The 13,922-nt window shown below is 32.4% G+C and carries 15 protein-coding genes; 1 reads left to right on the top strand and 14 read right to left on the bottom strand.

The window, feature by feature from the left end:
* Positions 1-21 precede the first annotated feature (21 nt).
* The 4 genes from ACFSX9_RS01200 to gcvP all read right to left on the bottom strand — a co-directional run bounded on the left by ACFSX9_RS01200 (position 22) and on the right by gcvP (position 5,193).
* Positions 22-549, bottom strand: a complete 528-nt coding sequence (locus ACFSX9_RS01200) for a methyltransferase (protein WP_379803353.1) — start codon at positions 547-549, stop codon at positions 22-24.
* An 86-nt stretch (positions 550-635) separates the two neighbouring features.
* The gene (locus ACFSX9_RS01195; RefSeq protein WP_379803351.1) at positions 636-1,694 is read right to left on the bottom strand and encodes a 3-oxoacyl-ACP synthase III family protein; all 1,059 of its coding nucleotides are present in this window, start codon (positions 1,692-1,694) and stop codon (positions 636-638) included.
* A gap of 131 nt (positions 1,695-1,825) precedes the next feature.
* On the bottom strand, positions 1,826-2,197 hold the full coding sequence (locus tag ACFSX9_RS01190; RefSeq protein ID WP_379803348.1) for a group III truncated hemoglobin: 372 nt from the start codon (positions 2,195-2,197) through the stop codon (positions 1,826-1,828).
* Between the two features lie 152 nt (positions 2,198-2,349).
* Complete coding sequence (gcvP, locus tag ACFSX9_RS01185) at positions 2,350-5,193, bottom strand: aminomethyl-transferring glycine dehydrogenase (protein ID WP_379803346.1); 2,844 nt, start codon at positions 5,191-5,193, stop codon at positions 2,350-2,352.
* A gap of 160 nt (positions 5,194-5,353) precedes the next feature.
* Between gcvP and ACFSX9_RS01180 the strand changes: the two genes are divergently transcribed.
* On the top strand, positions 5,354-6,169 hold the full coding sequence (locus ACFSX9_RS01180) for a UbiA prenyltransferase family protein (protein WP_379803344.1): 816 nt from the start codon (positions 5,354-5,356) through the stop codon (positions 6,167-6,169).
* Positions 6,170-6,215: 46 nt separating this feature from the next.
* On the opposite strand, the gene ACFSX9_RS01175 is transcribed toward ACFSX9_RS01180, so the two are convergent.
* From ACFSX9_RS01175 to ACFSX9_RS01130, 10 genes are all read right to left on the bottom strand, one after another.
* Positions 6,216-6,410 carry a hypothetical protein gene (locus ACFSX9_RS01175; protein ID WP_322549267.1) on the bottom strand — a complete coding sequence of 65 codons (195 nt, stop codon included), beginning with the start codon at positions 6,408-6,410 and terminating at the stop codon, positions 6,216-6,218.
* A gap of 188 nt (positions 6,411-6,598) precedes the next feature.
* Positions 6,599-6,985 (bottom strand): hypothetical protein, encoded by a 387-nt coding sequence (locus tag ACFSX9_RS01170; RefSeq protein ID WP_379803342.1) that lies wholly within the window; start codon positions 6,983-6,985, stop codon positions 6,599-6,601.
* 11 nt (positions 6,986-6,996) lie between these two features.
* Positions 6,997-7,341, bottom strand: a complete 345-nt coding sequence (locus ACFSX9_RS01165; protein ID WP_379803340.1) for a hypothetical protein — start codon at positions 7,339-7,341, stop codon at positions 6,997-6,999.
* Positions 7,338-8,246 carry a TIGR01777 family oxidoreductase gene (locus tag ACFSX9_RS01160; protein WP_379803338.1) on the bottom strand — a complete coding sequence of 303 codons (909 nt, stop codon included), beginning with the start codon at positions 8,244-8,246 and terminating at the stop codon, positions 7,338-7,340. The genes ACFSX9_RS01165 and ACFSX9_RS01160 overlap by 4 nt, the downstream gene beginning before the upstream one ends.
* Before the next feature lie 54 nt (positions 8,247-8,300).
* A complete protein-coding gene (locus ACFSX9_RS01155; protein ID WP_379803336.1) occupies positions 8,301-9,371 on the bottom strand; it encodes a YqjF family protein in 1,071 nt (356 codons plus the stop codon).
* 75 nt (positions 9,372-9,446) lie between these two features.
* Entirely contained in the window at positions 9,447-9,950 is a 504-nt protein-coding gene (locus tag ACFSX9_RS01150; protein WP_379803334.1) for a GbsR/MarR family transcriptional regulator, read from the bottom strand.
* 115 nt (positions 9,951-10,065) lie between these two features.
* Positions 10,066-10,599 carry a GNAT family N-acetyltransferase gene (locus tag ACFSX9_RS01145; protein ID WP_379803330.1) on the bottom strand — a complete coding sequence of 178 codons (534 nt, stop codon included), beginning with the start codon at positions 10,597-10,599 and terminating at the stop codon, positions 10,066-10,068.
* A 51-nt stretch (positions 10,600-10,650) separates the two neighbouring features.
* Positions 10,651-12,675: a M3 family metallopeptidase gene (locus tag ACFSX9_RS01140; RefSeq protein ID WP_379803328.1), complete on the bottom strand. Its 2,025-nt coding sequence runs from the start codon at positions 12,673-12,675 to the stop codon at positions 10,651-10,653.
* Positions 12,676-12,832: 157 nt separating this feature from the next.
* Positions 12,833-13,312, bottom strand: coding sequence for a 5-(carboxyamino)imidazole ribonucleotide mutase (purE, locus tag ACFSX9_RS01135; protein WP_379803326.1), 480 nt, complete (start codon positions 13,310-13,312; stop codon positions 12,833-12,835).
* Positions 13,313-13,329: 17 nt separating this feature from the next.
* Positions 13,330-13,728 carry a hypothetical protein gene (locus tag ACFSX9_RS01130; protein ID WP_379803324.1) on the bottom strand — a complete coding sequence of 133 codons (399 nt, stop codon included), beginning with the start codon at positions 13,726-13,728 and terminating at the stop codon, positions 13,330-13,332.
* Positions 13,729-13,922 lie beyond the last annotated feature (194 nt).

Genomic DNA, 13,922 nt, shown 5'->3' with positions numbered 1-13,922 from the left:
AAATCTCTTTTCTATATTATTTTATCTTTTTTCTCTTATGGCGTAAACCAAATAATACCTTGGTGTGAAAAATCGCAATATAGGTCTAAATCCGATTTTTTTAACCGGATGTGTAAATTTAACGTGATCTATAATTTTGAAGCCTGTTTTTTCTAACAACCAATCTAATTGCCAATCTTCAAATTCGTGATAATGACGATCCCACATATCGGTTTTACTTCTATAAGCTGGTGAAAACCACAAACGCAACGGAATCGAAATTAAGATTTTATCCGCTTTTACATTTTCCAATACTGTAAAAGGATTTAGTAAATGTTCAAAAATTTCAAATGCCGTAAAAACTTCATAATTTTCAATTTGTAAAGCCGTTTGATTTACATCAATATCTTCACCTTTGGTGTTAATTACTTTGTAATCATTCGCTTCCATTATTTTTGAAAAAGGATTTGGAACGCCTAAATCAAAAATAGTTTCAGAAGTTTTGATGTGCTTTTTTAGAAAATCTAATGTAATATTGAAGCGTTTACTCGGATATGTTTTTTCGTACATTAGGAAAGTTTATGGTTTGTTGTTAATTGTTAGTGGTCTTGCAAAATTAACAATAAACCACTAACAATTAACAATAAACTGAAATTTTACATCTGGTAAACAATAGCATTGATGTTCATTCCTGCTCCAACGGATGCAAAAAGAATCACATCGCCTTTGTTTAAACTTTGACCTTCAATTTCGTTATTAACAATTAAGTCATATAAAGTAGGTACGGTTGCCACACTTGAGTTGCCTAATTTATGAATACTCATTGGCATAATTCCAGCCGGAGTTTCCATTTTGTATAATTTGTAAAAACGATTCACAATAGCTTCGTCCATTTTTTCATTCGCCTGATGTATTAAAATTTTCTTTACATCAGTTATAGCAATGCCGCTTTTTTCTAAACAACAAGCCATTGCTTTTGGAACGTTTAATAAAGCGAATTCATATATTTTTCTTCCGTGCATTTTGATGTAGCGAATGTCTTCTTGTTTTTCTTTGTTAAAAGAGTTTCCAAAGAATAAGTATTTGGCTTCATCAAAAGAATAGGTCGCACTTTCGTGAGCTAAAATTCCTCCAGCTTCATCAGTTGCTTCGATAACTGTTGCACCAGCTCCGTCTGAATAAATCATACTATCGCGGTCGTGAATATCAACCACACGAGATAAGGTTTCAGAACCAATTACTAAGCATTTTTTAGCCATTCCGGCTTTTATAAACGCTTGTGCTTGAATTACGCCTTCAATCCATCCAGGACATCCAAATAAAACGTCATAAGCAACACATTTCGGGTTTTTAATTTGAAGTAAATATTTCACCCGAGTAGCTAAACTTGGAACGGTATCTGATTGTATGGAATTGCTTTTTATGTCGCCATAATTGTGAGCAAATATAATATAGTCTAATGTTTCAGGGTCAACTCCTGATTTTTCGATTGCTTTTGTAGCAGCAATAAAAGCCATGTCAGAATTCACCATGTCTGGAGAGGCATAGCGTCTTTCTAAAATCCCAGTGATTTCTACAAATTTTTCTGCTATAACTTCATTAGTCATATTGAAAATAGAGCCGTCTTCATTTAAGAAGTGATGTTGGCCGAAATCAGAATTGGTCACCTTTATTGTTGGAATATAGCTCCCTGAACCCGTTATTTTAATTTGCATTATAAAGATATTAATTTGCTAAATTAATGAAAATATTTCAACGATACATCAAAAAATAGTATGCATGCATAATATTGTCAAATAATTAAGATACTATTGGTAAAAATAGAGAAAATTCAAAAATAATTGTTTTAATGAAACTTAATTTGCATTATCGTTGCCATACTTAAGGCTTGTGTTTTCATCTGTTCCGCGTATTTACCTTCAAAATAGCTGTCAATCGTTGAGCTAAGATGTTCTAACCAAATAGTGTAGTGTTCTTTTGTAAACTTAGATTTTTCATGCACTTCTTTGTGAACGCTAAACATATTCGTAAAATAACCACCTCTTAAAAAAAGTGATTGCTCCCAGAATGTAGCTAAAGTTTCGAAATGTTCTTCCAAATGTTGATCAATTGCAGTAACTTTTGTAAAGAAAAAATTTATACCATCATCCGCTAAAAGTTTTACATAAAACTCGCGCATCAGTAATAAAATATCTTCTCTGGTTTCTATATCTTTCATGGTTCAACTTTAATTCGTCAAATTTACGACTTTCATTTTTGAATTACTTGACTTTTATCAGGTTTCAAAAAAAATCCCAAATTCACATATTGGAATTTGGGATTTTTAATTATTTAATCTTGTACTAAGTGAAATTTACTTCGTACTTTATATTACATATAAGCTTCGATTGGAGCACAAGAACATATTAAATTTCTATCGCCATACGCTTCATCAACACGGCGAACAGTAGGCCAGAACTTATTGTCAGCAACATATTCTAATGGGAAAGCAGCTTGTTCTCTTGTGTAAGGGAAAACCCATTCGTCATTAGTTACCATTGCTAATGTATGTGGCGCATTTCTCAATACGTTATTTTGTTCGTCTTTAGATGAAATTTCAATTTCTTTACGAATTGCAATCATCGCATCACAAAAACGATCTAATTCTGCTAAATCTTCTGATTCTGTTGGTTCAATCATTAAAGTTCCAGCAACAGGGAAAGATACCGTTGGTGCATGGAAACCATAATCCATTAAACGTTTTGCAATATCAGTTACTTTAATTCCGTTTTCTTCAAAAGCTCTACAATCTAAGATCATTTCGTGAGCCGCTCTTCCCATTTCTCCAGAATATAAAATTGGATAATGTTCTTCTAAGCGCGCTTTCATGTAGTTAGCATTTAAGATTGCATATTTTGTTGCATCTGTTACGCCTTCTGCACCTAACATAGTGATGTAGCCGTAAGAAATTAAGCAAACTAAAGCTGATCCATAAGGTGCTGATGAAATAGCAGTAATTGCTTGGTCACCACCAACTTGGATAATTGGATTTGAAGGTAAAAACGGAACTAATTTTTCGTTTACACAAATCGGTCCAACACCTGGTCCACCACCTCCATGAGGAATAGCGAACGTTTTGTGTAAGTTTAAGTGACAAACGTCAGCACCAATTGTAGCAGGATTTGTTAATCCAACTTGCGCATTCATATTTGCACCATCCATATAAACTAAACCTCCATTTTCATGGATAAGGTCTGTAATTTCAACAATAGCACTTTCAAAAACACCATGTGTTGAAGGATAAGTTACCATTAGAGCTGATAAGTTATCTTTATGTTGAATCGCCTTAGCTCTTAAATCTTCAACATCGATATTACCATTTTCCATAGTTTTTGTCACGATGATTTCCATTCCTGCCATTGCAGCAGAGGCTGGATTTGTTCCGTGAGCAGAAGCTGGAATCAAACAAATATTTCTATGCGTGTCTCCTTTTGATAAGTGATAAGCGCGAATTGCCATTAAACCTGCATATTCTCCTTGTGCGCCAGAATTTGGCTGTAAAGTTGTACCTGCAAAACCAGTGATTACATTTAATTGATGCTCTAATTTCTTAAGCATAATTTGATAACCTTCTGCTTGTTCAATAGGAGCAAATGGATGAATATTGTTCCAGTTCGCCATTGATAAAGGCAACATTTCAGCTGCAGCGTTCAATTTCATAGTACAAGAACCTAAAGAAATCATCGAGTGATTTAACGATAAATCTTTGCGTTCTAATTTTTTGATGTAACGCATCAATTGCGATTCCGATTGGTTTTTGTTAAATACATCATGCTGTAAGAATTGTGAAGTTCTTACAATGCTTTCTGGAATCATTGAATCTGTAAGTAGTTGATTTACTGTGAAAATTTCTTTTCCAGTAGCCTCAGCAAAAATAGCAATGATTTGGTTGATGTCATTTAAAGAAGTCGTTTCGTTAAAAGAAATCGAAATTGTTTCAGCATCTGCATAGAAGAAGTTTACTTCGTGTTTCTCAGCAATCGTTTTTACTTTAGCAGCATCTGCTTTTACTAAAATCGTATCAAAGAAAGAAGAATTTGTTTGGTAAACGCCTAATTTATTTAAAGCATCTGCAGTCGTTACAGCCGAAGCATGAACTTTATCTGCGATGAATTGTAATCCTTTTGGTCCGTGATAAACGGCATACATTCCAGCCATAACAGCCAATAAAACTTGAGCTGTACAAATGTTAGACGTTGCTTTTTCACGTTTGATGTGTTGCTCACGAGTTTGTAATGCCATTCTCAAAGCACGATTACCATTGGTGTCGATAGTAACACCGATAATTCGTCCTGGCATAGAACGTTTGTATTCTTCTTTAGTTGCGAAATAACCCGCGTGTGGTCCGCCATAACCCATTGGAATACCAAAACGTTGTGTAGTTCCTACTACAACATCCGCTCCGATTTCTCCAGGAGAAGTTAATTTAACTAAAGATAAAATATCAGCAGCAACTGCTACTTTAATTTCGTTTTCTTTTGCTTTTCCAATAAAACCAGCGAAGTCATAAACTTGACCGTATTTCCCTGGATATTGTAAAATAGCACCGAAGAATTCGTTTGAGAAATCAAATGTTTCGTGATTTCCAATTACTAATTCTACACCAATAGGAGTGGAGCGCGTTTGTAAAACCGATAACGTTTGAGGTAAAATTTCTTCCGAAACGAAGAACTTATTTACTTTGTTTTTCTTTTGATCACGCGTACGCACATCAAATAACAAAGCCATTGCTTCCGCTGCTGCAGTTCCTTCATCTAATAAGGAAGCATTAGCAATTTCCATTCCTGTTAATTCAATAACCGTAGTTTGGAAATTTAAAATCGCTTCTAAACGACCTTGGGCAATTTCAGCTTGGTAAGGTGTATAAGCCGTGTACCATCCTGGGTTTTCAAAAATATTTCTTTGAATAACCGCCGGAACGATAGCTGGGTGATATCCTAAACCGATATACGATTTAAATACTTTGTTTTTCTTTCCTAATTCTTGAATATGGTTTAAGTATTCATATTCAGTCATTGGAGCATCCAAATCTAATTCGTTTTTTAAACGAATATTGTCTGGCACAGTTTGAAAAATTAATTCATCTAATGACTCAATACCAATAGTTTTAAACATATGATTTAAGTCCGACTCACGTGGACCTAAATGTCTTAAAGCGAATGCATCTGTTCTCATTTTACAAAAAAGTGTATAAGTGTTTGTATGTGTTGTTATTCGCCGACAAAAGTAATTATTAATCTTCTAATATGCTTCTAATAAAATGGTAATTTTTATGATTTTATCAACTTAATCAGCGTGTTATTAACAGATTGTTTATTTTTGTGGAATGAATGTAATGAAGAAAATCATCGATTTTTATATAAATAGCAGTCTGCACGTGGCTTTATCTACCTTTTCTTTGGTATTGATGACGGACTTTTTTTTCAATATTAGCAATGGTTATTCGGTAGCATTCTTCGCTTTTTTTGGTACAGTTGTAGGTTATAATTTTGTAAAATACGATGCATTAGCAAGGTTAAACAAATTAAATATCAAAAAAGAATTAAAAGGCATAGTCGTTTTAAGCTTTTTTTCATTTTTAGCTTGTATTTACTTTTTTTGGCAATTGAGTAGGGTAACAAAAAGTACTGCTTTTGTGTTTTTAGGATTAACGTTATTATATACGTTACCGTTCTTTCCGAACAAAAAAAATGCTAGAAATTGGAAAGGAATAAAGATTTATATCGTTGCAATTACATGGGTAGGCGTAACTGTGATTTTACCGTTATTTGAAGCTAAGTTTCCTTTTTCAAAAGATGTTTTCTTAATGGCTTTGCAAAGATTTTTGCTTATTTTTCCGATGATTTTAGTCTTTGATATTGTAGATGTGTACAAAGATGATGTGCATTTGCAAACTGTTCCGCAACAAATAGGAGTGAAGAAAACTAAATCATTGGGGTATTTATTATTACTAGCACTGCTGTCTTTAGAATTTTTCTACACTGATAATCATCATTTCTTACCACTGTTTTTTAAACTTTTGGTATGCATAACAATTGCGTTATTTCTCTTTTTCGCGAATGAAAATCGATCTCGATATTACGCTTCCCTTTGGTTAGAAAGCGTGCCGATATTGTGGTGGTTGGTTTTGGTAGGATCTGAATCTTTTTAGAATAGTTTCAGTAATTTCAGAGCTAAGTTCTTGATGTTAATAATTACTATGCTTCGTCTTTCGTTGTTTTAATTAAACTTATTCCTGTTAAGAAGAATACAAATCCTAAAACGCCATAGATTATTAATGTTCTAATATCTTGATTACTTCCAGATGTCATTGAAAAAAGGTAAGCAGTATATATTAGTCCACCTATTCCAAGAGCGGTAAGGATTGTTCCGAAAATTCTTTTAAGATTCATAATTTGTTTTATTTATTAATCAAAAATAGTCTAGTTACTCCTTTAATTTATTATATGATTTTAATAGAATGTTTCAAATTTCCCATTAATTTTCAATTCTAAAATCACTGGTATTATAGATATTATAGCTTCATCCCGTTTTAAAAAAATAATCCTGACTAATTTTACACTAGTCAGGATTATAGAGTTTATTCAGTAATTACAATTTGTTGCTCAACTTGATTTTGACTGGCTTTTCGTTTTCCTCTAAAGAAAAAGTAGAGGTTTAAGAATAACATTATTCCAAGATAGATGGAGAAACCTCCGATTTTATAGCTTAATTCTTCAATTAAAGATTGATAAGTGTTTTTGTATACGCTCATTTCTAAAATTCGTAAAGCAAATCCTAAATTTAATAAATAGAATCCGGTTTCAAATAGCTTATTAGTGGCGTTCGCAATTTCCTCTCGTCCTTTAAATATGTCAAGCATAAAAACTTTACTATTTCTAAAAAGTGTTTTTGAAACATAATAAGTAAGTAGTATTACAATAGGAAGATAAATTGCATAGCCGATTAAAATTTTTGAAGTTTCCATAATAAGTTTGTTTAGATTAATTTTTTAATATAATTCGTTAATAATATAATGTTGATATAATGCATAATTGCAATTGTGATGATTATGATGGCTGATTTTGAAGTTATAACCTCAATTAGTTGTGTGATATTTTCAATCCTTTTCCACGAAATAATTGTCATAGCGCAATAGCCAACGTTTAATAAATAATAGCCCACCAATAATAATTGATTTATTTTTTGACATAAATCTTCGTGATTTGGAATCAGTTGCGAAACGTAGATATTTCCGTTTTCATAGCATATTTTTCCAACTCTTATGATAATGATAGTTGTGATGATCAGATAAAAAGCATAGCCAATTATGTTGAGGTTCATGATAATAAGTCTTTAAACGTTTTATCTAAATCCGAAAATTCAAACTCAAAACCATTTTCTTCTAATCTTTTAGGAATAACATTTCTGCTTTTTAAAACCAATTCTGTTTCGGTTTGAATGATTGTAGCACCAATAGTTAGTAGCGTTTCTGAAATAGGAATTCCGAATGGGATACCAATTGCTTTTTGAAGTTTCTTCGTGAATTCTTCATTTCGAATTGGATTTGGAGATACGATATTAATGTTACCAGAAATTTCTTTTTCAATTACGAATGCAATCGCTCGTGCAAAGTCTTTTTCATGAATCCAACTAATGAATTGTTTTCCACTTCCATTTTTTCCTCCAAAACCAAGTTGTGTTAATTTCTTTAAGGGAATAAACGCACCGCCACTTTTACCTAAAACAATAGAAGTTCGTAAAGCTGTTTTCATGGTATTTGGAGTTTTAGTTTCGTAAAATATTTTCTCCCATTCTTTTGCCACATTCATAGAGAAATTATCGCCGATCTCTCCAGTATATTCATCCATTCTTTTATCTTCGGAATGACGATAAATAGTGGCCGTTGATGAGTTAATAAAATGTTTCGGAGCATTTTTACATTGCAAAACCGCTTGGTTTAGAATTCTAGTACTATCGATTCTTGATGAAATTATTTCTGCCTTGTTTTTTTCGGTGTAACGGCAATCGACAGATTTACCAGCAAGATTTATTACAACGTTTGAATTTTCTAATTCCTTTTCCCAACCTGAGAATGTTTTAGCATCCCAATTAACATATCTGATGTTGTTTGTTGTTGAAGCTTTTCCTCTTGTTAGTATTACGATTTCATTGAATTCTTTTTCAAAATAATTTACTAAAACGTTTCCTAAAAAACCTGTTCCTGCTGAGATTATTAACTTTTTCATCTTATGTGTTATTTTAAACTTTCAAAATTAATTGAAAGTTTTGATTAAATTTTTTTAATTTAGTTTTCTTTTGTTCTCAACGCTAACCTTAGAACCTTTTGCAAGAATTACCGAGCAAGGTGTTGCATTTTGTAAGTTAGCAAATTCAATTCCGTATAAAGCGTTGAAATCAACATCAACTATTACTTCTTTAACCTCGTATTGTTCCCATCGTGGATGTTTTACTTCGTATTCAAAAGTCGTATCGTCATTATATTTACTATAACCAAAATAGTGTTCACATATAAATTCGGCTTCAGAATTTTCTTCAATTTGAAGTATTTCGTTGTTACATTGCAACTTAATGGAATTCCATTTTTTATCCATTTTCCATTCATATGCAATTTCAATACTTGTGTCGGTTCTTTCAAGTGAATGTTTCATAGGAAGTGTTTGATAATGTTCTTTGTAAATGGTGTTCGCCACAAATGTTAGTGAATGTTTTGGAACTATTTCTTTGATAAATACAACGCCACGTTTCCATTGGTTATTTTCAAAACGCTTTACATAAAAACGAAGATTCACTTCTTCAAAATTAACGTGGAAAGGTATTTTTAAACCTAGTAGTTTAGTCTCTTTAAATAGAAATCCAACTAAACTCACGTAACATTTTTCGTTATAAAAATCTATTTCTGTGCCTTGTGGAACGTATTTATTTAAAATTGAAGGATCAACTTCGTAATTTATCAGGGCTAAATTTTTCCAATAGGCATTTAAGAAGCTACGTGTTTTTGAAAATTGATAAAGTATTACTGTAAAATATACCGCGAGAGAAATAGGTATGATTATGAATATTGCTGTTGTTAATGTTTTAAGAATCGCTATTTTTTCAACAGCGTCGTACCAAAACTGAGCAGTAAATAATAGAAGTAGGTAACTTACTGTGAAATAGAAGTAATTTTTAATCCTGGTGTCCTCTTCGGATTTAAATAACCACACAAACCCTGTGAATAATTGAAACACCGGCAGAATAGCTAGTGCAATTAGCATCGTAAACAAATAGAAAGAATCATCAAATAGTGATATAACACCTGATAGTAGAAGTAGCGATAAAATTGTTAGGTTTATAAAGTTTAGAATTTTCATGATTATTTTTGTTGTTAAACTTTCAGAAATAAATGAAAGTTTTGATTAAATTTTTTTTAGATTGTTTTTGTTAAACTACTTCATAATTTTGACTACCAATTTTGCTAACCAATTGTCTTTGTATTCTGTGATTTTGTCTAAAACGTTATCTGCTTTCAACACGAAGTCATATAGCTTACTGGTTTGTTCCACAAAATGCTTTTCTTCTGCTGTTTGATCAGATTTGATGGATGAAACTTCTTTTAAAACTTTTAAGGCTGGTTTTATTTCTCTTTTACTTCTTTCTCTCGAAATTTTCACCGCTAATTCGTCTAAATCTTTTTCTGCTGTAAAAAACTCTCTTCTTTCTCCAGCTTTATATTCTTTGTAAATAATTCCCCAATCCATCAAAGCTCTTAAATTCATAGAAGCATTTCCACGAGAAATTTGCAATTCTTCCATAATATCTTCCATAGAAATAGGTTCGTAAGAAACCATCAACAAAGCGTGGATCTGAGCCATAGTTTTGTTAATTCCCCATTGAGAACCCAATGCTCCCCAGGTTTGTACGAATTTATTTTTTGCTTCTTTGAATTCCATTTTCGAAATTATTTCAGTTTGATGAGACAAAGATATATAAAAGTTTTTAAACTTTCAAAAATAAATGAAAGTTATTTTTTAAAAATCGCCCGAAGCATTTCTACTTCGGGTAATTTTATAATTTATTATTTGACAGAGACCAATAAATCATCTCTTTGACGGTTGTTATTTCAATAAAATCAAGTTTTTTCAATAATTTGATCGATTGAAAATTGTCTATTAAGCAATTAGCGGTTATTTCATTGATAAAATCAAAAGTGAGTGCCCATTGAATAATATGTTTCGAAGCTTCCTCAGCATAACCATTTCCCCGTTCTTCTGCTATGATTCCATATCCTATATCTAAACTTTGAGTTTCGCTTTGGTAGCCTTTAAAACCCAAATCACCAATTATTTCGTTGGTATTTTTTTTTATAATAAGCCAAGATTCAAAACCTGTAGCATAATTATTTTTTGATAAATTTTTTCGAATTCTTGGAATGGTGTCTAAAACATCTTCATCAGGCCAACTTTTACCTTTGATATAACCTTTATTATATAGTAAGTCGAAATTCCCTAATAAAATGTTTTCGCATATTTCTATCGAATAAGGGATCAGAAGCAATCGCTCTGTCTCTAATTTTTGGATTTTCAGTGCTTCTAGTTTCAAAATATTGATTTACAATTTATAAATTTTGGTCAAATTTCACCGCCTTTATTCCTATAACAATCCTGCACGTTTCAGCAATGCTTCAACTTTTGGTTCTTGACCTCTGAATTTTTTGTATAATTCCATTGGTAATTCGGTTCCGCCTTTTGAAAGTACATTTTCTTTGAATTTGGTTGCCACGTCTTTATTGAAAATTCCTTTTTCTTGGAAGTAAGCAAAAGCATCAGCATCTAAAACTTCAGCCCATTTGTAACTGTAATATCCTGAAGAATATCCTCCTTGGAAAATATGAGAAAAAGAAGTGCTCATACAATTTTCAGCCACATCTGGATATAGATTAGCAAACGCCATAGCTTGTTTTTCAAATTCTTTTACATCAGTAATTTCTTGAACTTTAGCGTGATAACTCAAATCTAAAATCCCGAAACTCAATTGACGCAACGTTGCCATCCCTTCTAAAAAACTCGCGCTTTCTTTGATTTTCTCCACATAATGTTGGGGAATAACTTCGTGAGTTTCATAGTGTTTTGCGAATAAAGCCAATGCTTCCGGTTCGTAACACCAGTTTTCCATTACTTGACTAGGTAATTCCACAAAATCCCAATAAACAGATGTTCCAGATAAACTTGGATAAATAGTGTCGGCTAACATGCCGTGTAAAGCGTGTCCAAATTCGTGAAATAATGTAGTTACTTCATTGAAAGTCAATAACGAAGGTTTGGTTTCTGATGGAGGTGTAAAATTACAAACAATAGAAACGTGTGGTCTTTCGTTCACACCTTCTTTCACATATTGTGGTTTGTAAGAAGTCATCCAAGCGCCATTTCTTTTGCCTTTTCTCGGGAAGAAGTCTGCATAAAAAACCGCTACAAAATTATTATTTTCATCTGTTACTTCGTATGTCGTAACATCTTGATGGTATTTGTCAAGATCAAAAACTTCTTTGAATTTAATTCCAAATAATTTTTCAGCGATTATAAAGGCTCCGTTTAAAACGTTTTCTAATTTGAAATACGGTTTTAAAAGTTCATCATCTAAATTGAATAATTTCTGTTTTAACTTTTCAGCATAAAAAGAACCATCCCATTTCTGCAATTGTTCAATGCCATCTATTTCCTTCGCAAAAGCGGCTAATTCTGAAAATTCTTTCAAAGCTGCAGGTTTGGCTTTTTCCAATAGATCATTCAAAAACGACTTCACTTTTTCTGGATCTTGAGCCATTCGTTCTTCTAAAACAAAATGCGAATGCGAGGCATAACCTAATAAATTAGCTCTTTTATGACGTAAAGCGACAATGTTTTTTACATTCAGTTGATTGTCAAATTCATTGTTTTGGAATGATTTTCTTCCGGCTGCTATTGCAATTTCTTTACGCAATTCTCGATTTTCAACATAAGTCACAAAAGGCAAATAACTTGGAAAATCTAAAGTAAAAATCCAACCTTCTAAGTCTTTTGATTTGGCTAAAGATCTTGCTATTTCTTTGGTTCCATCAGGCAAACCTTTTAGATCTGCTTCATTTGTAATGTGCAACTGATAATTATTGGTTTCTGCTAAAACATTTTCACCATAAGTCAATTTTAGTTTGGCTAATTCCGTATCAATTTCTCGTAATTTGAGTTTGTCTTCTTCAGAAAGTAAAGCACCATTTCTTGAGAAACCTTTGAATTTTTTATCTAGTAATGTGGCTTGTTCGGTAGTTAAAGTCAAGTGCTCTTTTTGATCATGAACAGCTTTTACTCTTTTAAATAAATCTTCGTTTAAAGCAATATCATTACTGAAGGCTGTTAACAAAGGAGAAACTTCTTGTGCTATTTTTTGCATTTCATCAGAAGTTTCAGCCGAATTCAGATTGAAGAATATCGATGAAAGGCGGTCCAGTTGTTCGCCCGCATAATCTAAAGCTTCAATTGTATTTTGAAACGTAGGCGTTTCCGTATTGTTAGCGATGCTATCGATTTCGGTATGAGCGAGTTCAATGGTTTTAATAAACGCCTCTTTATATTCTGAAAGATTAATCTTACTAAAAGGGGCAGTGTTATGTTTTGTTGTGAATTTTTTTAAGAAAAGTTTCATAAAAATTTGTTTTTATCGATAAAGTGTATAGATTTGTCGATGTAATGATGTAATAAACGCCTTTTTGCCCCAAACAGAGAGACTAAGATTTTTTATAGTTGTCACTTAATTGTGAACGAAAACCCCCAATTAGTGATAATTCGGGGTTTTTCTGTTTTTATTGTAATGCTTCCGAAGCTTTTAAAACAGCTTGCTTCAAGCCTTCTTTGTAAGCGATTATTTTGTCTAAAACGATTTTGTTATGACTACCAATGATTTGCGCAGCTAAAATCCCAGCATTTTTCGCTCCGTTTAAAGCTACGGTTGCTACTGGAACGCCACCAGGCATTTGTAAAATCGAAAGGACAGAATCCCAGCCATCAATAGAATTGCTAGATTTTACTGGAACGCCAATCACAGGAAGAGGCGACATAGATGCAACCATCCCAGGTAAATGAGCAGCGCCACCAGCACCAGCAATTACTACAGAAACTCCACGAATATGTGCGTTTTTACTAAAATCAAATAATTTTTCAGGTGTTCTATGTGCAGAAACAATATCTACTTCCGTTTCGATTCCAAATTCTTTTAAAATATCGATGGCTTCTTGCATTACCGGCATATCCGAAATGCTTCCCATTATAATTGCTACTTTCATATAAGCTCTATTTAGTTCTAACGATTTATTTTTCTAACTGCAATTCCGTTATAAACAATTGTAGTGTATTTTTCAACAGGCGCACTTGAGAAGAGCACTGACTTTTCTCTCTCGACATAGTTTTTTTTAATAAATATCACAGCATTACAACATTTCTTTTTAGCTATAGACTTTACCTCTTCAATCATCTCAGCGTCAGTGGAGGAATATTTTCCCATAATTTCAATCAATCCTATTTTTTCGTATTCAAAATCTGTTGTTTCTCCTTCAAAAAACAATTCTACATTTTCAGGAATTGTGTCGCAAGGGTAAGTTTTTAAAGGTGTAAAGGTTTTGTCAACTTCATATCCTACAGAACATGAATAGAAAAACAGTGTCAGAGTAGTGATTGAAATTTGTATTAATGTTTTTTTCATTTTTTAGTTTCTTTGTAAAGTATTGTGTTTATTGTTATTTAAAAATGTTTCATTTTTAAAGTTGCTTTTGATTAAGTAATGGTAAAGGATAAATTATTTAGAGATTCGTGTCTTGTGTTTATGATCTTTTTAAGATGCTTCGTCATTAGGATTACTTCTATCTACCCTAAAATACAGAATGAAAAGTGCAACGG

Source organism: Flavobacterium ardleyense (assembly GCF_042686085.1).
GTDB classification, from domain to species: domain Bacteria; phylum Bacteroidota; class Bacteroidia; order Flavobacteriales; family Flavobacteriaceae; genus Flavobacterium; species Flavobacterium ardleyense.
This window is presented reverse-complemented; position numbering and strand designations above follow the sequence as displayed.

Excerpts from the sequence above, each read along its gene's own strand:
- purE (WP_379803326.1), bottom strand. The coding sequence starts at position 13,312 with ATGAAAGTAGCAATTATAATGGGAAGCATTTCGGATATGCCGGTAATG.
- ACFSX9_RS01175 (WP_322549267.1), bottom strand. The coding sequence starts at position 6,410 with ATGAATCTTAAAAGAATTTTCGGAACAATCCTTACCGCTCTTGGAATA.
- ACFSX9_RS01155 (WP_379803336.1), bottom strand. The coding sequence starts at position 9,371 with ATGAAAATTCTAAACTTTATAAACCTAACAATTTTATCGCTACTTCTA.
- ACFSX9_RS01165 (WP_379803340.1), bottom strand. The coding sequence starts at position 7,341 with ATGAACCTCAACATAATTGGCTATGCTTTTTATCTGATCATCACAACT.
- ACFSX9_RS01140 (WP_379803328.1), bottom strand. The coding sequence starts at position 12,675 with ATGAAACTTTTCTTAAAAAAATTCACAACAAAACATAACACTGCCCCT.
- ACFSX9_RS01180 (WP_379803344.1), top strand. The coding sequence starts at position 5,354 with ATGAAGAAAATCATCGATTTTTATATAAATAGCAGTCTGCACGTGGCT.
- gcvP (WP_379803346.1), bottom strand. The coding sequence starts at position 5,193 with ATGAGAACAGATGCATTCGCTTTAAGACATTTAGGTCCACGTGAGTCG.
- ACFSX9_RS01195 (WP_379803351.1), bottom strand. The coding sequence starts at position 1,694 with ATGCAAATTAAAATAACGGGTTCAGGGAGCTATATTCCAACAATAAAG.
- ACFSX9_RS01200 (WP_379803353.1), bottom strand. The coding sequence starts at position 549 with ATGTACGAAAAAACATATCCGAGTAAACGCTTCAATATTACATTAGAT.
- ACFSX9_RS01190 (WP_379803348.1), bottom strand. The coding sequence starts at position 2,197 with ATGAAAGATATAGAAACCAGAGAAGATATTTTATTACTGATGCGCGAG.
- ACFSX9_RS01150 (WP_379803334.1), bottom strand. The coding sequence starts at position 9,950 with ATGGAATTCAAAGAAGCAAAAAATAAATTCGTACAAACCTGGGGAGCA.
- ACFSX9_RS01170 (WP_379803342.1), bottom strand. The coding sequence starts at position 6,985 with ATGGAAACTTCAAAAATTTTAATCGGCTATGCAATTTATCTTCCTATT.
- ACFSX9_RS01160 (WP_379803338.1), bottom strand. The coding sequence starts at position 8,246 with ATGAAAAAGTTAATAATCTCAGCAGGAACAGGTTTTTTAGGAAACGTT.
- ACFSX9_RS01130 (WP_379803324.1), bottom strand. The coding sequence starts at position 13,728 with ATGAAAAAAACATTAATACAAATTTCAATCACTACTCTGACACTGTTT.